Source organism: Bradyrhizobium sp. 604_D8_N2_3 (assembly GCF_051810765.1).
GTDB lineage: Bacteria > Pseudomonadota > Alphaproteobacteria > Rhizobiales > Xanthobacteraceae > Bradyrhizobium > Bradyrhizobium barranii.
The window spans coordinates 2,841,956-2,860,379 of record NZ_JBPWPM010000001.1 but is presented as its reverse complement, the minus strand read 5'-3'; the positions used below and the strand labels follow the sequence as shown (position 1 = coordinate 2,860,379).

At 59.5% G+C, this 18,424-nt stretch carries 11 protein-coding genes and 2 pseudogenes; 7 read left to right on the top strand and 6 right to left on the bottom strand.

Going from position 1 to position 18,424, the window contains the following annotated elements; all coding sequences use genetic code 11:
- Positions 1–427: 427 nt before the first annotated feature.
- The 3 genes from AB7245_RS13550 to AB7245_RS13540 all read left to right on the top strand — a co-directional run bounded on the left by AB7245_RS13550 (position 428) and on the right by AB7245_RS13540 (position 6,416).
- Positions 428–3,541: a GAF domain-containing protein gene (locus AB7245_RS13550; RefSeq protein WP_439034340.1), complete on the top strand. Its 3,114-nt coding sequence runs from the start codon at positions 428–430 to the stop codon at positions 3,539–3,541.
- Positions 3,542–3,991: 450 nt separating this feature from the next.
- Entirely contained in the window at positions 3,992–5,425 is a 1,434-nt protein-coding gene (locus AB7245_RS13545) for an HWE histidine kinase domain-containing protein (RefSeq protein WP_354134889.1), read from the top strand.
- A 613-nt stretch (positions 5,426–6,038) separates the two neighbouring features.
- Positions 6,039–6,416, top strand: a complete 378-nt coding sequence (locus AB7245_RS13540) for an ester cyclase (protein WP_354134890.1) — start codon at positions 6,039–6,041, stop codon at positions 6,414–6,416.
- A 920-nt stretch (positions 6,417–7,336) separates the two neighbouring features.
- Here the strand turns inward: AB7245_RS13540 and AB7245_RS13535 are convergent.
- From AB7245_RS13535 to AB7245_RS13515, 5 genes and pseudogenes are all read right to left on the bottom strand, one after another.
- Complete coding sequence (locus AB7245_RS13535; protein ID WP_439035728.1) at positions 7,337–7,555, bottom strand: hypothetical protein; 219 nt, start codon at positions 7,553–7,555, stop codon at positions 7,337–7,339.
- 75 nt (positions 7,556–7,630) lie between these two features.
- Positions 7,631–8,556 (bottom strand): annotated as a pseudogene (locus AB7245_RS13530) (Ku protein).
- Between the two features lie 91 nt (positions 8,557–8,647).
- On the bottom strand, positions 8,648–8,881 hold the full coding sequence (locus tag AB7245_RS13525) for a hypothetical protein (protein ID WP_354134911.1): 234 nt from the start codon (positions 8,879–8,881) through the stop codon (positions 8,648–8,650).
- A 37-nt stretch (positions 8,882–8,918) separates the two neighbouring features.
- Positions 8,919–9,200, bottom strand: a complete 282-nt coding sequence (locus tag AB7245_RS13520; RefSeq protein ID WP_085398433.1) for a hypothetical protein — start codon at positions 9,198–9,200, stop codon at positions 8,919–8,921.
- 517 nt (positions 9,201–9,717) lie between these two features.
- Positions 9,718–9,833 (bottom strand): annotated as a pseudogene (locus tag AB7245_RS13515) (MBL fold metallo-hydrolase); the annotation flags it as partial.
- Positions 9,834–10,030: 197 nt separating this feature from the next.
- Here AB7245_RS13515 and AB7245_RS13510 point away from each other — a divergent pair.
- Positions 10,031–11,227, top strand: a complete 1,197-nt coding sequence (locus tag AB7245_RS13510; RefSeq protein ID WP_354134910.1) for an MFS transporter — start codon at positions 10,031–10,033, stop codon at positions 11,225–11,227.
- 87 nt (positions 11,228–11,314) lie between these two features.
- Complete coding sequence (locus AB7245_RS13505; protein ID WP_439034339.1) at positions 11,315–11,554, top strand: hypothetical protein; 240 nt, start codon at positions 11,315–11,317, stop codon at positions 11,552–11,554.
- Between the two features lie 910 nt (positions 11,555–12,464).
- Here the strand turns inward: AB7245_RS13505 and AB7245_RS13500 are convergent.
- The gene (locus tag AB7245_RS13500) at positions 12,465–14,993 is read right to left on the bottom strand and encodes an excinuclease ABC subunit A (protein WP_439034338.1); all 2,529 of its coding nucleotides are present in this window, start codon (positions 14,991–14,993) and stop codon (positions 12,465–12,467) included.
- Between the two features lie 189 nt (positions 14,994–15,182).
- On the opposite strand from AB7245_RS13500, the gene AB7245_RS13495 reads away from it, so the two are divergent.
- Positions 15,183–16,208, top strand: a complete 1,026-nt coding sequence (locus tag AB7245_RS13495; RefSeq protein WP_439034337.1) for an aldo/keto reductase — start codon at positions 15,183–15,185, stop codon at positions 16,206–16,208.
- On the top strand, positions 16,205–17,986 hold the full coding sequence (locus tag AB7245_RS13490; protein WP_439034336.1) for a thiamine pyrophosphate-requiring protein: 1,782 nt from the start codon (positions 16,205–16,207) through the stop codon (positions 17,984–17,986). The genes AB7245_RS13495 and AB7245_RS13490 overlap by 4 nt, the downstream gene beginning before the upstream one ends.
- Positions 17,987–18,424: the final 438 nt, after the last annotated feature.

The window sequence follows — 18,424 nt, the reverse complement described above, 5'->3', positions numbered from 1 at the left end:
ACGATGACGACGTGTTGAATTCACGGGGCATCAGACGTGGTCGGCAAGTCCGGCCCAGCATCCAGGGATATCCCTCCGTTATCGCGATTGCCGCAATGGCCTTCATGTCGCGCGGCACTCCTCATCGGTACTTTGTTCTGAGTCCTCAGGGCGCATTCCGCGGATGATCCAGCTCAGTGCGAATTGGTCCTTTGGCAGGATTTCGGGAAACCCCTCGGCCTCACGCCCTCGGCCGTCCGAACCACGGTTAGCAGCTGCTTTTTGTAGGCATATCCGGAAGGGGAACCTGGGCTTGCTGCCCGCCGTTATGCAATTCGTCTGCGGATCGCCTGGCTCAGGGCACGCCCCTGAAATATTAAGAAATCAATATGCTCAAAGAGACAAAGGGGGATCGATGACGTTACGGGCTACGCCATCGGTCGACCGCATGTCCGTCCTTGACACCCTGAGCGATTTCATCCGTCGGATCGACGATCCCGATGCTCTTGCGTATGCCGCGGCTGAACTTCTCGGAAGCAGCCTGGGGGTCAGCAGGGCCGGCTACGGTACGGTCGATACATCGGCCGAAACGATCACCATAAGCCGTGACTGGAATGCGCCGGGCATATCGAGCCTGGCGGGCGTTCTTCGCTTCCGCGACTACGGTAGCTACATCGAGGATCTGAAGCGCGGTGAGACGGTCATCTGTGCGGATGCGGAGAAGGACCCTCGTATCGGCGAGCGTGCCGATGCTCTTGAAGCAATATCGGCTCGCGCCCTGGTCAACATGCCAATCTCCGAGTCCGACGGTGTTGTGGCACTCCTGTACTTGAACAACGCGGAGCCACGGGAGTGGACCGCAGAAGAACTCGAACTGGTGCGCGAAGTTGCCGAGCGAACCCGCACAGCTGTGGAACGTCGTCGGGCCGAGGTCGCTGTCAGGGGAAACGAGGCTCGCCTGACGTTTCTAGATGCCCTCAACAGGGAAACCGCCAAAACCAGAGACGCAGACGGCGTTTTAGCTGTGACGACTAGGATGCTTGGCGAACATCTGATGGTATCGAGCTGTGCCTACGCCGATATGGATCCGGACGAGGACGGCTTTACCATTCGGGGAGATTGGGCGGCACCAGGGGCAATGCACATTCTTGGGCACTATAGCCTGGCCGATTTCGGTCAAAAGGCCGTAACCGAGCTCGGAGCGGGCCGCCCCCTGGTCATCAATGACAATTTGAAAGAGATTGCGCCCGAAGAAGCGGCTACGTTCCAGAACATTGGAATCGGCGCTACCATTTGCATGCCCTTCGTGAAGGAAGGACGGCTAACAGCTTTGATGGCGATCCATCATCGGCAAGCGCACCGGTGGAGCAAGCGGGAACTCGCATTGCTTACAGAGGTGACCGAACGCTCGTGGGCGCACATCGAACGTGTACGGTCGGAGCAGGCAGCCCGGGAAGCGGCAGAGCGACTCGGCCTCGCCAACAAGGCTGCCGGCATAGGCACTTGGGACTATGATCCGGTCAATGACGTTCTGCGATGGGACGATCGTTGCAAAGAATTGTTCGGCTTGTCGCCTCAGGCGGAAATAAGTTACGAAGGCGCGTTCCTGAAGGGCTTGCATCCGGACGACAGGCAACGTGCGCACGAAGCGGTCTCTGAAGCACTCGAGCCGACGTCTCCCAAGCCTTATAACATCGAATACCGAACCATAGGTGTCGAGGATGGAACCGAGCGCTGGATCGCGGCGACCGGCGAGGCGATCTTTTCGGGAGGAAAGGCCGTCCGCTTCATCGGCACCGTTCTGGACATCAGTGCGCAGAAGAAATCCGAGCGCCATCTGCGCATACTGAACGACACCGGGGCTTCCGTGGCCCGCGAACGAGATCTCGAGAAGATAGTTCAGACCGTAACCGATGCCGGCGTCGAGCTCTCGGGGGCTCAATTCGGCGCCTTCTTCTACAACGTCCTTACACCGGACGGTGGAAGCTATATGCTTTATTCGTTGTCTGGCGTACCACGATCGGTATTCGAAAACTTCCCTATGCCACGCAATACGGCGGTCTTCGAGCCGACGTTCTTGGGTACGGGCGTGGTGCGATCAGACGACATCCTGAAAGATCCGCGCTATGGCAAAAATGCTCCGCGAAAAGGAATGCCGGAAGGTCACCTTCCCGTCAGGTCATATCTGGCGGTACCCGTAATTTCACGTTCGGGCGAAGTACTTGGCGGACTTTTCTTCGGTCACGCTGAGCCAAGGAAGTTTCAAATCGAGCACGAAACCACACTTCTGGGCATCGCCGGCCACGCCGCCACTGCGATCGACAACGCGCGTCTTCTGATGCGACTGGAGTCCCTCAATGCCGATTTGGAGCGACGCGTAGCCGAGGAGATATCGGAACGTATGAAGGCCGAGGAGCAGCTCCGGCAGTCTCAGAAGATGGAAGCTGTCGGTCAATTGACGGGCGGGATTGCTCACGACTTCAACAACATGCTGGCCGTGATCATCGGCAGTCTGAATCTTGCCAAACGACGACTGGGCAAGGGAGAAATCGACGTGGACCGCTTCATCGAGGGAGCCATAGATGGTGCAAATCGGGCAGCCACACTGACTCAGCGCCTACTGGCGTTTTCACGCCAACAGCCGCTTGCGCCCGAGGTCATGGACCTCAACAAGATGGTCGGCGGGATGAGCGAGCTGCTCGACCGATCGCTGGGAGAACTCGTCCGTCTCGAGATGGTTCTGGCGGCCGGAGTTTGGCGAGTCAAAGCTGACCCCGCTCAGCTGGAAAGTGTCGTGCTAAATCTCGCAGTGAATGCGCGTGACGCCATGCCGAGGGGCGGCAAGCTGACGATCGAAACAAGCAATTCGTCTATAGACCAGAAGTATGCGCGTGAGTACGCGCTGACGCCCGGTCAATATGTCCTGCTTGCCGTCACTGACAATGGCGTTGGAATGCCTGAAAACGTGCTTGGTAAAGCATTTGACCCATTCTTCACGACGAAGGCGGTGGGCAAGGGCACCGGCCTAGGTCTCAGCCAAGTCTACGGCTTCGTGCGGCAGTCGGGCGGTCACGTAAAGTTATATTCCGAAGTGGGAGTAGGAACGACGGTCAAAGTCTATCTTCCGCGCTTTTTCGGCGTCGAGGAGACATCGGGTGCGCCCGAGCCGAAGGCGAACATCGGCGCGAGCCTGCACAAAGAGACCATCCTCGTCGTGGAAGATGATGACCGGGTTCGCAATATCTCGTCGGAAAGCCTGCGTGACCTGGGCTATACGGTCGTCGAGGCGGCAGGTGCTAAAGAGGCGATCAGAAAGATCGACGACGGACTCGTCCCGGATCTGCTCTTTACGGACGTGGTCATGCCCGACACGACAGGCGCCGAATTGGCGAGCCGGGTCTTAGAGCGATTGCCCGGGTTGAAGGTGCTGTTCACGACCGGCTATACGCGCAACGCCATCGTCCACAATGGCATGCTCGATGCCGGCAGACACTTGATTTCCAAGCCATTCAATATCGAAGACCTAGCGGCGAAGGTCCGCGGACTGCTCGATGAGATCTAGGTCCAATGCTGGTCTGTCCGACTTCGCGAATCGCGCTGCTACGTTTGTTTGTTCAGTTCGGCGTAAGCTCTCTGGTGCATCGGCTTGATAGCACACTCCAGAGACATGTCTGGAGCAAGAGCTCGTGCAGAAGTGGTCCGACTCAGAGACCGCCCCCTGCCTTTGACCCGACTTCTTGCAGCACGGTAAAGCTCACTACCGGGACCAGCTGTGATTGAGCAGACTCCAAGCCCTTTCGGGGCCCCCGCCTCCTCCATGCCGCTCGGAGGGCAAGCCTGACGTTCGCTGAACAACGCCTCTGGAAGCTTTGCGAAACTGACGGACCTCGCCTCGAACTCGTCCGATTAAACCGGAAGAAACGCGGCCGGCTCAGACAGGTTCCTATCGCTCCGGAAATAAGCTTCAGGCGGCTGCATTGGTTGCCGCTGCACTTTCTGATAGCCTAGAGCGATGTCGCTTCTGAACTTCAGCCTGCCTGCCCGGGCACCCGCTCTCTTTGCGTCTTTCCTATCACTCGACCAGACCGTCCTCGACGCGCTGCCGATCGGCGTATATGCCTGCGATATTGAGGGAAGGATCGTGAGGGTCAATGAGCGGGCGATCCAGCTTTGGGGACGCGCTCCGAAGCTGCTCGATCCCGAGCAGAAGTTCTGTGGCTCGTTCTGGCTCGAGACCCTGCAAGGCGATTTCATTTCGCCCCACGAAACGCCGATGGCGCGGGCCGTACTGGCGGGGGAGAGCTTCGAAGGCGCCGAGGCCGTGGTGCGAAATCCCGACGGACGGCGATGGGTGGCGCGCGTCAATGTTGCGCCCATGCGCGACGCTGGCGGCCAGGTCGTCGGAGGGATCAATTGCTTCCTGGACGTCACGCATGAGCACGACATGCGGCTGGCACTAGAGCGTCAGCAGCGTACCTTCGATCTCGCGATGGTCGCTTCGAAGATGGGCACGTGGCGCTACAGCATGGCAGACAACGTCTGTGTCTACGATGAGAACGCCCAGCGGCTCTATGGTCTGACTGAGGCGCGCTTCCTCCACGACACGGCCGGCGTTGAAGCCAAGTTCCATCCGGACGACATGGATCTGATGTGGGCCCGCGTCGCCAGAGCGATCGATCCCGAAAGCGACGGACGCTATGAGGTTGAGTACCGGGTGAAGCAGACTGACGGGAGCTGGCGCTGGCTGAGTGCCTGGGGCCTCGTGGAGTTCGAAGGGCGCGGCGCCGAGCGCCAACCCGTCGCCATCGCCGGCGCGAGCCGCGATCTGACTGAATTGAAGAAGTCCGAGGAGTTGCAGCGCCTGCTCACCAACGAGCTGAATCACCGCGTCAAAAACAGCCTTGCCACCGTGCAATCGATCGTCAATCAGACGCTTCGGGACGCGACGAATGTGCAGGCGGCCCGCAGGACGATCGACGCACGCATCGTTGTCCTCGCCGGAGCACACGATCTGCTCACTGCCCGCAGTTGGAAGGGCGCCGATATCGCCGATCTCGCTGCGGGGGCGGTCGCGCCCTTCGCCACGGATCAGATCCTTACCGAGGGGCCTTCCCTGGATGTTTCCCCCGGCCAGGCTCTGGCACTCTCGCTGGCGCTGCACGAGCTTGCCACCAACGCCGTAAAATACGGAGCGCTCTCACGGCCCTCGGGCCGGGTCGAGCTTCGCTGGCGTGTGCAGGAGGAGATGCTCAATCTGAGCTGGCGCGAAAGCGGCGGCCCGCAGGTTTCTCCGCCGACTCGCCGCGGGTTCGGCAGCCGCCTGATCGAACATGCAAGCCGCGACGTGAACGGGAAAATCCGGCTCGACTTCGCGCCGGAGGGGCTTGTCTGCTCGATCACCGCCGCGCTTGAGGCGATCGAGACACGACCGCAGACGGCCGTTTGATGTTGCTGGTCTGACTTACACGGCGAAGCTTGGCTCTGCCGACAGACGCGTCGGTAAAACACCTATAATGTGGCACCATCACAAAACTCGTCGAGCTCGATGTCAACGGTCGCGGGCTTCTGCGCCATCCAACACTTGTGCCCCTCCGCATCGACCTCATAAACCTGATAGCTTGGCATGCCTCCCTTTCTCCCTGCGTCCTCGCTGAAGCGCTGTTCTGCCCAGAACGGCGGAGCCCGATCCTTAACATTTGTGCGCTGGATGAGAAGTGCCCAGAAAGTTAGCCTATGGACAGGAACGAAAATCGCTCACGAAGCGTTCTGCGTTCATTGGGTAGGAACTCATTCTTGAGCAAACAATCAGACAGATTGAGGGAGCAAGCTTTTCGGGCGGAGCGGCTCTCCAACACCGTCAGCGACATGTCGGCATCCCGTACCTTACGGTCCCTTGCCGAGCAATACCTGCGCAGGCCGACGAGCTCGAACAGGCAGAGATGTCAGGCCAGGCGGCTCCGCAAGCGACCCAAATTGCCGCTTCCAAAGGGTAGTTAGGCGAGTCTACCTCTTAGGATGACTGGCGACATCGTTGTGGTGATGCCAAAGGTTATTCAGTGATGGACCTAAAGCAGATTTATCGCGACTATATCGACTGCCTGAATGAGCAAGCTTGGTCGCGCTTGGGCACGTTCGTCGCCGACGACATCGCCCACAATAGCAATCCCCTCGGCCTGGCGGGTTATCGAAAAATGCTCGAACAGGATTACGCGGCAATTCCCGACCTTCGCTTCAACGTGGAAATGATGATTAGTGAGTATCCCCACCTAGGAAGCCGGCTACGGTTCGATTGCTCTCCAGCAGGCGTCTTTCTCGGCTTGCCGGTAAACGGCAGGCGAGTTTCCTTTCACGAGAACGTTTTCTATGAATTCGATAACAACAAGATAATGCGCGTTCGATCGGTTATCGATAAGGCGGCCTTGGAGGCGCAACTGTAGACAGTTGGCGTCAAGCGGCTAGCGCTCACACCGCCGAGTCTCGAGCACGCCGCGCAATCACCCTAAATACGAAATGTCCTTCGCTCGCGACGCGAGCTCACCCTCCACTTTGTCGAATTCGGTTGATTGCGCTCGATGAAAGCCGCGAGCTCATCCGCGACATCTCAGAGAGGGCTTTCTGCTGGGACGACGGGTCCTTGCGAGTAGGAGCAATGTGCCCTGCCCGATCTAGAACTTTGATCGACAGATCGGCTCGGACACGGGCGCTAATGCTTGTGTCTTGGAGGAGCGACTTCGCAACTCGATAAGCAAGCGGGGCACCTACGACTGCAAGGTCAAGCTGTATCGATTCCGAGATCGCAGCCGCGACCGCTGGCAGTCGCATTGTCTTATAAACCGATACTTGGGGTGATATCCGGCGAGGTCGGCCGCTTCTTCAAGCTTCTTCCCGTCGTTGACGATTAGGCGCACCAGCGTCCGCTGCTGTTCGCTGAGGTCGTAAGCTTCAATCCACGGCATCCTAAGCCCCTTAGTTTTCACGGGATGCGTTGGCGGCCGCGATAAGACGACACTAGTCAATGTTGTACTGCGGCACGTTCGGGTTCTTTACAGCCCGCTCCAGCAGGAGCTGCCACGTTCGGATCGAACCGAGCCATGTGCATGATCTCGTCCGCGTTCTGGTTGTTCGAAGGAAGCTGCTCGAGAAGCAACTTAAACCGCTTGATCAAGCCTCCGCCGGCGAGATCGCCCTTGAAGTGGCGAACGACCTGTTATTCGGCGCATGGTTTGCCCCCCGATCGGCGCCCAAGGCTGACCCCGCCCAACACCATCGAAACCCTTGAACCATCACAAGCCGATGGGGGTCAAAGTTCGGCGCTTATTTACAGTCCGGTGCGCAAGGTTTCCGGTCCCACGGGTGCCTAGCGCCGACTCGCCACCCAGATCCCAAGCAGGAACGCCACAAACAGGGATTGCAGCGGCGCCTTCAAAGTCATCTCGCGCAACTGTTCGGCCCAGCGCATCGCGGCATCATGCGAATGCGACGGGCGACGGCTCGCATCCGCCTGGCGGCTCGACCTCGCTAAGGAAGCCTGCTCCATGCCGCCGTCATCATTCGTCAGCCCGGAGGCTTCCGTCATTGCCGAGGTTTCTTTCATATCCATGCGGTCCTCCTACGATAGCGTCGGAGCAACCGATCTCCCGACGGCTCGTTCCTACGCGGACTTCCGCCGCGTCCCGGCCCCCGGCTTCTTGGCGGCCGCCTCCTTCGCCGACTTCTTGCCGGCGATCGGCATCAACATCTCCTTCTGAACTGCCGAGGTCTCTTTGGCCTTCTTGGCCGACTTTTTTGGAACCTTGGCTACGGCTGCGGCGCCCCCGACGCTTTTCCGCCGCGTCCATCAGATCGACGACGTTTTCGCCGCGCGGACGCTCCTTCGGAGTGATCGGCTTGCCGGCGTGCTTCTGATTGATGAGCTTGATCAGAGCCGTTTCGTAGTGGTCCTCGAATTTCTCGGGATCGAACGTGCCGGACTTCTGGTTGACAATGTGCTTTGCGAGATCGAGCATATCCTTGGTGACTTTGACGTCTTGGATCTCGTCAAAATACTCCTGCTCCGATCGCACTTCGTACGGGTAGCGCAGCAGCGTACCGACGAGACCCTTCTCCAACGGCTCGAGCGCGATAATGTGCTCGCGGTTGGTGAGAACCACGCGGCCTCGCGACCTTGTCCATCTCCCTGATGGTCTCCCTGATCACCGCGAAGGCGTCGTGACCGACCTTGCCGTCGGGACGCAGGTAGTACGGACGGATCAGATAGCGCGGGTCGATGTCGGCCGTGTCGACGAACTCGTCGATCTCGATGGTCCGCGTCGACTCCAGCGCCAGCTACTCGAGCTCCTCCTTGGTGACCTCGATGTACTGTCCTTTGTCGAGTTCGTAGCCCTTGACGATGTGCTCGTTCGCGACCTCGTCACCGGTATCGGCGTCGACCTTCACGTACTTGATCCGGTGACCGGTCGCTCGATTGAGTTGATTGAACGAGATCTTTTCGGATTCCGATGTCGCCGGGTAGAGAGCCACCGGACAGGTGACGAGCGACAGACGCAAGAAGCCTTTCCAGTTGGCTCTCGGGGCCATGGTACGCAGAACTCCAGTTCGGGACGGCTAGACTTGCTTAGGTTGAGTTCTTCACATTTGACCCTACTCGAACTCCGCCCATAATTCGCATTTACGCGGCGCGTTCCTCCTTGTCTGACTGCCCCTCGACAGTGGTCGTGGTTTCTTCCAACCCCTTTTCGTAGTTGCCCGCGAACCTCTCGATGCTGTTGGCCCACATCCTCAGCATTGAGACCTGAAAGTGCATAAACGGCTTCAAGGCATTCATGCCGGTTGTTGTCACTGCGGTGATGCTCCGTTGTGAGTCGCGCGCGAAGCGGTTTGCGTTAGCTGTCTTGTCTGCCATGCTGTTCGCTCCTTAGCTCTAGTGTTATGGCCTAAAGCTACGTGTCAGATTGTGCATTGCGTGATGCTGAAAACTCGGCCAAAACTTGATCTGCCGCGAGTCTCGCACATCGGTCGTCATGCAATTCGTCGAGTTTTCTCAAATAGGCGACTGCCGCTATTTGCAAGAGATCGAAATCATCTTCGCCGGTATTACGAAGATGAGCGACGTAGCGATAGAGGGCGGAACACCTGTCGTCGTTCTCGCTGATGCCACTGTGGAGCAGCAAGTAGTTCCGCCACGCGAACGCGCACGCACCATCTACGGCCTGAGATGTCATGGGCGTCTCCCAAAGTCAGAGAAAGACTGACGATGCCTTTCGTTCCGCGAATCTCACAGATGTAACGTTGTTCCGTAGTTGCGCCGCAAGATGGATTCCACGGGGCAATGTCGATCGTTGCACAGAACGGTCAATGCGATTGGCTGTTCGAAAAAGCGTCGAGCTGGGCTGGCCGCCTTGCAAGTAGCTGCTTTGCCCGAATGAGCCTGCATATGTTCCCTAGAAAAGAAGATTTGGGAACATGCCACCTTTGCTCATGGGGGCCCTTAACCGACCTCGGCATCGGCACCAATGTCCGCTTTGCGCGCGACAAGCTTCCGCCCCAATGAAACGCGTCGTAGCCCAAAGCTTACCCCTGAGCTAAAAGTGCGAATTGGGTGGTGCGTCCCGACGGGTTTTGAACGGCCGACCTCCGCCATGTCACAGCGGCGCTGCTACCAACTGAGCTGCGGACGCGGGTCGGTATCGACGCTCTGACGCGTACGTCGCTGGCGTTTACCCCAGCGGCCGATCTCCGGCTCTGCCCCTTCCAATTCACATATTGCCGCTCGTCCTCGCAGTTCAGGCACGAGGCAGGTGGATTTCCGCTGTCTGAAATCGGGCGCCGCAGGTTTCGCGGGTCCAGAGAGGCATGGCCATGATCCAGGAGAAGCAAGGGGCACCCACGAGATGACGCCGTAACCATCCCATCGCAGGGGCGGAGGAACCACCGCGATTGGCCCTTATTATCCTCTGGTCCGCCCCCGCGCCAATTGGCTGGCCATGTCATCGCGTCTTGTCAGCCCTGCGTGTACGGGACCACATTCTGTCGGAAGTCGTTCAGCGTCTCGATGGCATCGCGCTCCCCTCCCCGCCTCTGGCCCCTCTACGCAGTCAACTTCTTCATGGCCGACATGCAGTCGGGCATCGGACCGTTCGTCGGCGTGTTCCTCCAGGAGCGCGGCTGGGCGACCGGACTGATCGGCACCGCGCTGACGATCGGCAATGTCGCCGGCATGCTGGTCACAACGCCGATCGGCGGCTTCATCGATTCGAGCCGCAACAAGCGCCTGTGGGTCGTCATTCCCGGCATCTGCGTGGTGCTTGCGTCCGCGATCATCCTGATCTCGCAACATTTCTGGGCGGTCACGTTGTCGCAAGTAGCGCAATCGCTCGCGAGCGCTGCGATCGTGCCGGCGGTCACAGGCATCACGCTCGGCATCGCCAGGCAAAAGGGCTTCAATGCGTTGAACGGCCGCAACCAGGCCTTCAACCACGCCGGCAACATGGTGGGCGCGGCGCTGTCGGGCTATCTCGGCTACAAGTTCGGCTACGTCGCCGTGTTCGTGCTTGCGGCGGTATTCGGCGCCATCGCGATAGCCTGCGTGCTGATGATCCCGGACAACTCCATCGACGATCGCCAGGCCCGCGGCAGCAAGGAAGACGAGAGCAAGAACCCGCCGGATGGCATGTCCGTCCTCCTCAAGCACACGCCGCTACTGGTGCTGGCGTTTGCGCTTGCCATCTTCCATCTCGGCAATGCAGCGATCGTGCCGCTCTATGGACTTGCAGCGGTCGCCGAAGGCCAGGCCAACGGACCGAGCTTTGTTGCGACCACCGTGGTGATCGCCCAGGGGGTTATGGTGGTGACCTCGCTGATCGCCATGCAGGTCGCGGGAAAGCGCAACTACTGGCCGGTGATCCTCATCTCCTTCATGTTTCTGCCGATCCGCGGCGTGCTCGCCTTCTTCGTAACGGGATGGTGGGGGGTGATTCCGACGCAGGTGCTGGACGGCATCGGCACCGGGCTGCAGACCGTCGCCGTGCCTGGCATGGTGGCGCGCTCGCTTGACGGCACCGGCCGCATCAATCTCGGCCAGGGCGCCGTCATCACCGTGCAGGGCGTCGGCGCAAGCCTGAGCCCCGCGCTTGGCGGCTGGATCGCGCAGTGGATCGGCTACGGCCCGACCTTCTTGCTGCTGGGCGGCTTCGGGCTCGCATCGATCGGGCTGTGGCTGGCGTTCGGTGCCGCAGTGAAGAAGTATTGAGGCACGCGGCCGGCCGAAGATTACGGCGCGAATTGCTTTTGCGATCCCGGCACACCAAGCTGCGGCACCTTTGGCACAAGACCAGCCATGCGCCGAAGTCTCGCCGGTACCAATGGCGGCGACCACGGCGGTCGAGATCAGAGGGCCGACGCCCGGAATGCTCTTGAGGCGACGGCAGTCAGTTTCCTTCTCACCGATCTGGTCAATCTCGCCGGAAAGGCTCTCGACCCGTTCATCGAGAGATATCCAGTCTTCGTACAAGCCAGCAATCAGGCCGCGCATTCGTGGCGATATCTCATCCTGACGGCTCTCCAGGATCGCCAATGAGCGCGGGGGCGCGAAATGCCACTGTTCCCCAGCGATACGTGAGTTGGTTCAGGCGCCCTTCATATTCGGCCCGCTAAACTGGCGGACTGGGATTTGAGACCATCGAAATAAGCGCCGCCAGGACAATGTATTTTGAGCCTGGCGGCGTTCAATTTTAAGGCCAATGAGAAGCCCGCCCGCTGAACCGGCGCATACGAAGAGGCTGCCAATTGAGGGCTTCTTTATTTTGGCGCCGTTTCACCGATCAGATCGAATAACCGCGTTCAACGTACGACTCATGTACCGGGCGCGCGCCGGATTGGGTTATCCCGCCCGGAGGCGGTTTTCGGCGGTGCACACATTGGCGAAAGCTCGATTCTTCCCAATTCCGTTGGCTCCATCAGGACGCTTGTGCCGTCAATCTTGCGGCCGGGTGCAATCAATCTCGTGCGCCATAAGAACCACAGAGACCTAGAGCTGCGCCCGTTCGATACGAAAGTGAACTAGCGGCGTCGTGCACAACCTCCCCACGTGCCGCCGCCTCCAATGCGTTGCGCTGTGATTTGGTAAGAGTCGATCGGCCAACCCCGCTCACGATTTGACTCCGAAGCATCGCCCCGATGGGCTCACCAGGTGTGGGCCCGCCAGCGTGAACCGGCGGGCCATGATCGCTAGCTAGCCAGAGCCGAAGCGCAATGTTGTCGCCGCGATCGAGACAGTGGCGAAGCAACTCGGCAACACGCCTGCCATCTGCCGCAGGAGCTACGTACACAGAGGTCTTGACTGCCTACATGTCCGGCGAATTCGTCGATATGATCGAAGCGAAAATAGCTTAAAAATTCAAGAAGCAGTACGCGCAACTGACGCCCATCATGGTTCTGGCCTTTCTACACATGCGCCTGGCGGCGTTGAAGGCGGCAGATTCAGAATCTTAGAGGACGGCTGCGAGATAATTCGCTGTCCGGCTCCGCGATTTCTTCGCGACCTGCGACGGCGTGCCTGAGGCTACTATCCGACCCCCTTCGTCGCCGGCACCGGGCCCGATATCGATGATCCAGTCGCTGGCGGCAGCCACCGTCATGTCGTGCTCGACCACGATGACCGTATTGCCGGCCTCAACGAGGCCGTGCAGTTGCCTCATCAATTTGGTGACGTCCGACGGATGAAGTCCAGTCGTCGGTTCATCCAAAACGTAGAGTGTCTGACCACGTTGCGCCCGTTGCAGCTCGGTGGCGAGCTTGACCCGCTGCGCCTCACCTCCTGACAGTTCGGTCGCCGACTGGCCGAGCCGGACATACCCGAGCCCGACGTCGCGAAGCACGCCCAGACAACGACGTAGAAAATCCTCACTACTGAAGAACTCGAACGCTTCGTCCACAGTCAACGCCAGCACGTCAGCGATTGATTTGTTCCGGATCTTGACCTCCAACGTTTTGGCGTTGTACCGCGCGCCTTTGCAAGTCGGACAGGGAGCGTAAACGCTCGGCAGGAAGAGAAGCTCGACACAGACGAAGCCTTCCCCTTGGCACGTCTCGCAACGGCCTTTCGCTACATTGAAGGAGAACCTGCCCGCGTCATAGCGCCTTGCACGCGACTGTTTGGTTGAGGCGAATATCTTGCGAACATGATCCAGCAGGCCGGTGTAAGTCGCGAGGTTCGATCTCGGCGTGCGGCCGATCGGCTTCTGGTCCACGACTACCAATCGCTTGATGTCATCGAGGCCTTCCGCAATCTCGCCGCCTAAGGTTTCGACCGGAGCCTCTAGCTTGTCGTCCTCGTCGCCCGCCTCTTTGCGCTGGCCCAGTTCGTCGCCCACGGCATCGACAAGAAACTGACTAATGAGGCTCGACTTGCCGGATCCCGAAATCCCCGTGACGCTCGTAAACACGCCGAGCGGAATTTCCGCGTCTAGCCGATTGAGATTGTTGCGCGTAACACCGCGAAGCTTGAGCCATCCGCGGGGGTTTCGTGGAGCCCTTGCCACCCTCTCGTGCTGGCCACAGAGGTAAGGTCGCGTCCGAGACGCTTCCACGTCTTTCAGTCCTGCCAGGGGACCGCTGTACATAATACGCCCTCCCTGCGCGCCTGCGTCGGGGCCGACGTCGACGATCCAATCGGCGTGCCGCACCACGTCGAGCTCGTGTTCGACGACGAAGAGCGAGTTGCCGGCCGACTTCAGGCGGTCGAGAGCGCGCAACAAGGCTTCCGTGTCCGCCGGATGCAGTCCCGCAGAGGGCTCATCCAGGACATAGACCACTCCGAACAGATTAGAGCGGACCTGCGTCGCCAATCGAAGCCGCTGTAGCTCGCCTGGCGACAGCGTCGGCGTGCTGCGTTCGGGCGTCAAATAGCCAAGACCGAGATCAAGTAGCACTTCAAGGCGTGCCGACATGTCCTCCGTTATCCGTTGCACCACGAGAGCCTTCTCAGGATGGCCGACGAATTGATTCCTTTTCTTGTCGAGATGCCCGCCGAGCAACAAGCGGAGCTGGTTCAACGGCAGTCGCGAAACCTCGGCAATGTCCATTCCGGCGAAAGTGACGGACAGCGGTTCGGGTTTAAGCCGCTTCCCCTTGCAGACTGGGCAATTTGAGCTCGACAGAAATTGCGCCACCCGGCGTTTCATCATAGCGCTGTGCGTCGTGGCGAACGTCCGCAGCACGTATTTGCGCGCGCCGGTAAAAGTACCTTGATAGCTCGGCTCCTCCTTCCGCTTCAGCGCCCGCCTCGTCTCAGCAGGCGTGTAACCGGCGTAGACCGGCACGGTCGGCTGCTCGTCAGTAAACAGGATCCAGTCCCGATCTTTCTTCGGCAATTCGCGCCACGGCCTGTCTACGTCGTAGCCGAGGGTAACGAGAATATCGCGCAGGTTCTGGCCTTGCCACGCGCCTGGCCACGCGGCTATGGCCCGCTCGCGGATGGTCAACGTGTCGTCGGGAACGAGCGAACGTTCGTCGACCGCATGGACGCGTCCGATGCCATGACAGTTGGGACAAGCGCCCTCGGGCGTGTTGGGCGAGAACGACTCCGCATATAGCAACGGTTGATGCTGCGGATAGTCGCCGGCGCGCGAGTACAGCATCCGCAGCAGATTGGACAGGGTCGTCACGCTGCCGACTGATGACCTTGTCGTCGGCGAGCCTCGCTGTTGCTGCAAGGCGACTGAGGGGGGAAGCCCCTCGATCGAGTCTACTTCGGGCACTGCCATTTGGTGGAAAAGGCGGCGGGCGTACGGTGAGACCGATTCCAAGTAGCGCCGCTGGGCCTCTGCGTACAAGGTCCCGAAGGCGAGCGACGACTTCCCGGATCCGGACACGCCCGTGAACACCACGAGCGCATTTCGGGGCATCTCGAGCGAAACGTCCTTCAGATTGTGCTCGCGGGCTCCGCGGACGCGGACGAAACCGTCGTCTGTATGGATATTCTGCTCGCCCATATCGCCGATCAGCGACTTGTCCATCTTAGGGTTCCTCGCCACTCGCGGAAACGCTGTGGCCGTCTCGAAGAGGAAAGTCTCCGGGAAATGACCGGTTCCGTAACGGTCACCGGCCGTCCCTTAGCGCCGAAAGCCCGAGCTCCTGTGATTTTGCATCTAGGAACCGGCTCTCGCGCCCGTCGTTCAATTCCCGACAAATGTTGAGGATTTTCTATGAATGACCGCGCGCGACAGATCTTCAAACCGGGATTCCGATTCGGCCTCGGTGGCGTTTCCCTCGGGAACGAGTTCAACAAGCATACCGATAAGGAAGCCGAGGCAACCCTTGAAGGCGCCTGGGCGATGGGCGTTCGATATTTCGATGTGGCGCCTTGGTATGGGTTCGGACTCTCCGAGCGTCGCTTCGGTCATTTTCTGCATAACCAGAAGCGCGAAGATTACATGCTCTCGTCGAAGGTCGGGAAGCTTTTCAAGGCGTCAAAGAACAACAAACATGCGGATATTTATCCGCTGTCAGATTCGCCCAATGACATCATTTTTGACTATACGGCGGACGGTGTGCGCCGCTCGATCGAAGACAGCCTGCAGCGCCTCGGCGTCGACAGCCTGGACGTGGCTTTCGTGCACGACATCTCGCCGGATTTCGCCTTCTTTCCGAACGGCTGGGAAGAACAGTACGAAATCGCCCGTAAAGGCGCGTTTCCGGCGCTCTCCAAAATGCGTGACGAGGGCATCATCCGCGCTTGGGGCATCGGCGTGAATACCCCGCTTCCCATCCTCAAAGTCATGGAAGATGCGGACCCTGACGTCTGCCTGTGCGCCCGCCAATACTCGTTGATCGATCACGCAAGTGCGGTGAACGAACTTTTCCCGGTCGTGCGAAAAAAGAACGTTTCGCTCGTCATCGGCTCCTCTCTCAACGCCGGCTTCATCTCAGGAAGTCCACGTTACAATTACGGAAAAGAGAACTTCAAGATTCCCGCAGCCGTCATCGAGAAGCGGGAGAAGCTCAGGACGATCGCCTCTCGGTATGGCGTGGACCTCCGAACTGCCGCACTTCAGTTTTCGGCGGCGGCCGACGTCGCGGTCGCTCTGGTCGTGGGGGCACGGAGCGCTCAACAGATCCAGGAGGACTGGAATTCGCTCCAAGCCAAGATCCCCTCGGATTTCTGGGGTGATCTCAAGCAACAAGGCCTCATCGAGAAAAGCGCCTCGCTCCCTGCTGCTTCGGAGGCTTGAGCATGAAGGTCGGCGATTTTGTGGTCGAACGGCTCCACGCTTGGGGCGTGCGCCGCATCTATGGCTATCCGGGCGACGGCATCAACGGTGTGATCGGCGCGCTGCAGCGCGCCGACAGCATTGAATTCATCCAGGTGCGGCACGAGGAGATGGCCGCCTTCATGGCGGTCGCGCACGCCAAGTTCACCGGTGAATTAGGGGTGTGCTTGTCGACCGGCGGCCCGGGAGCAACTCATCTCATCACGGGATTGTACGATGGTAAACTGGACCATGCTCCCGTTCTTGCTATCTGCGGGCAAGCTGAGGCAACCGTTCGAGGTGCCAGTTACCAGCAGGAACTTAACTTAGACCGGATGTTTGCGGACGTCGCTGGCTTCGTACAGGAAGCCTCGTCCCCTGCCCAGGTGCGGCACCTCATTGACCGCAGCATCAGGGTCGCTAAGGCCGACAACACACCTTCCGTCATTATTTTGCCGAAAGATATTCAGGACGAGGAATACGAAGAGCCCGCGGTGGCGCACGGGTTTACGCGGTCTGGAGTGGGCTATTCCAAACCCAAGATCATTCCAGAGGATGCGGACCTATCCGAGGCGGCCGAGGTCCTGAATGCCGGCAAGAAGGTAGCCATTTTGGTCGGCGCGGGCGCTCGCGGCACCGCTCCTCAACTCATCGAAATGGCGACCTTGCTCGGCGCCGGCATTGCGAAGGCATTGCTGGGCAAGGATGTGTTGCCGGACGACCTGCCGTTCGTTACCGGCGCGATAGGCCTGCTCGGGACCGAGCCAAGCTGGGATCTCATGCAAGGCTGCGATACGCTACTGATGGTCGGCACGGGCTTTCCCTGGTCGGAGTTCTTACCCAAAGACGGGGCCGCACGCGCCGTCCAGATCGACATCAAAGCCTCGATGCTGTCGCTGCGGTATCCGGTCGACGTCAGCCTCCACGGCGATGCCGCAGCAACGCTTAAGGCGCTCCTGCCCCTAATCCAGCGCAAGGAGAACCGGAAATGGGCGAAGACGATCGAGACCAACATAACTGGGTGGTGGAAGAAGCTGGAAGGTCGGGCTAAGGCGGAAGCCAATCCCGTCAATCCGCAGCGCGTCGTTTGGGAAATGTCACCCTTGCTACCTGCTAACGCCATCGTGACCAGTGACAGCGGATCCTGCGCCAACTGGTATGCCCGCGATTTCCGGGTGCAGCAGGGCCAGGCTGCATCGCTTTCGGGAGGCTTGGCGTCGATGGGCGCAGCAGTCCCCTATGCCATCGGGGCCAAGTTCGCCCATCCGGACCGGCCGGTCATCGCACTTGTGGGCGATGGCGCAATGCAAATGAACAACATGGCCGAACTCATCACGGTCCAGAAGTACTGGAAGCGTTGGGCGGATCCGCGATGGATCGTATGTGTATTCAACAATCAGGACCTCAACGAAGTCACTTGGGAGCAGCGGGTCATGGAGGGAAACCCAAGATTCGAGGCTTCGCAGGATATCCCCGACTTTGCCTATGCCAAATTTGGCGAACTGCTCGGGCTCAGGGGGATCTTCGTTGATTCCCCGGGCCGCCTGGCATCCGCATGGCAGGAGGCCCTTTCGAGCGATCGCCCTGTCGTGCTGGAAGTGAAGACAGATTCTGAGGTGGCTCCGCTGCCGCCGCACGTCACGTTCAAGGAGGCCCTCTCCTTTATGTCTGCGATGGCTAAAGGAGACAGAGGCGCTGGCCGTGTCATCGGCGACACCGCAAGACAAGTTGTCGACGGACTATTCGGCAAGAGAGATTGAATTTGGGGCCCGCGGCGCTTCAACGCGTTGCGAACCTCCGCCGACGGCGGGTAGCTTACTTAATTTCCAACTTCGAAGGCGATGCGGTATTCCGAATCAAAAGACACGGTGCACGCCCGAACACAGCTAAGGGCGGATCACACGTTGCGCTTTGGGATACCGCGCCTGCCGCATCAGCCTCAGCAAATGTACTATAACCCCGCGCTGCGCTTCGTACGAGGTTCGCTATTACTTCTGACAGGGGCGCGTTGGCGCACGTCGCCCTAGGTCCGAGTTGGACCACGTCAGGGCTCTCCTTCTAATAGGTTCAAGTACGCGCCCCGGAGCTCGCTCCCGCTTTCTTGTAGATGCTTTTTTAGATCCTCCATGCAAGCCCTGCGGACCGGGAAAACTTGGAACTTCTCAGTTCAGCGTATGTTGGGCCTTGCCACTACAGGA

Excerpts from the sequence above, each read along its gene's own strand:
- AB7245_RS13550 (WP_439034340.1), top strand. The coding sequence starts at position 428 with ATGTCCGTCCTTGACACCCTGAGCGATTTCATCCGTCGGATCGACGAT.
- AB7245_RS13545 (WP_354134889.1), top strand. The coding sequence starts at position 3,992 with ATGTCGCTTCTGAACTTCAGCCTGCCTGCCCGGGCACCCGCTCTCTTT.
- AB7245_RS13540 (WP_354134890.1), top strand. The coding sequence starts at position 6,039 with ATGGACCTAAAGCAGATTTATCGCGACTATATCGACTGCCTGAATGAG.
- AB7245_RS13535 (WP_439035728.1), bottom strand. The coding sequence starts at position 7,555 with ATGACGGAAGCCTCCGGGCTGACGAATGATGACGGCGGCATGGAGCAG.
- AB7245_RS13525 (WP_354134911.1), bottom strand. The coding sequence starts at position 8,881 with ATGGCAGACAAGACAGCTAACGCAAACCGCTTCGCGCGCGACTCACAA.
- AB7245_RS13520 (WP_085398433.1), bottom strand. The coding sequence starts at position 9,200 with ATGACATCTCAGGCCGTAGATGGTGCGTGCGCGTTCGCGTGGCGGAAC.
- AB7245_RS13510 (WP_354134910.1), top strand. The coding sequence starts at position 10,031 with ATGGCATCGCGCTCCCCTCCCCGCCTCTGGCCCCTCTACGCAGTCAAC.
- AB7245_RS13505 (WP_439034339.1), top strand. The coding sequence starts at position 11,315 with ATGCGCCGAAGTCTCGCCGGTACCAATGGCGGCGACCACGGCGGTCGA.
- AB7245_RS13500 (WP_439034338.1), bottom strand. The coding sequence starts at position 14,993 with ATGGACAAGTCGCTGATCGGCGATATGGGCGAGCAGAATATCCATACA.
- AB7245_RS13495 (WP_439034337.1), top strand. The coding sequence starts at position 15,183 with ATGAATGACCGCGCGCGACAGATCTTCAAACCGGGATTCCGATTCGGC.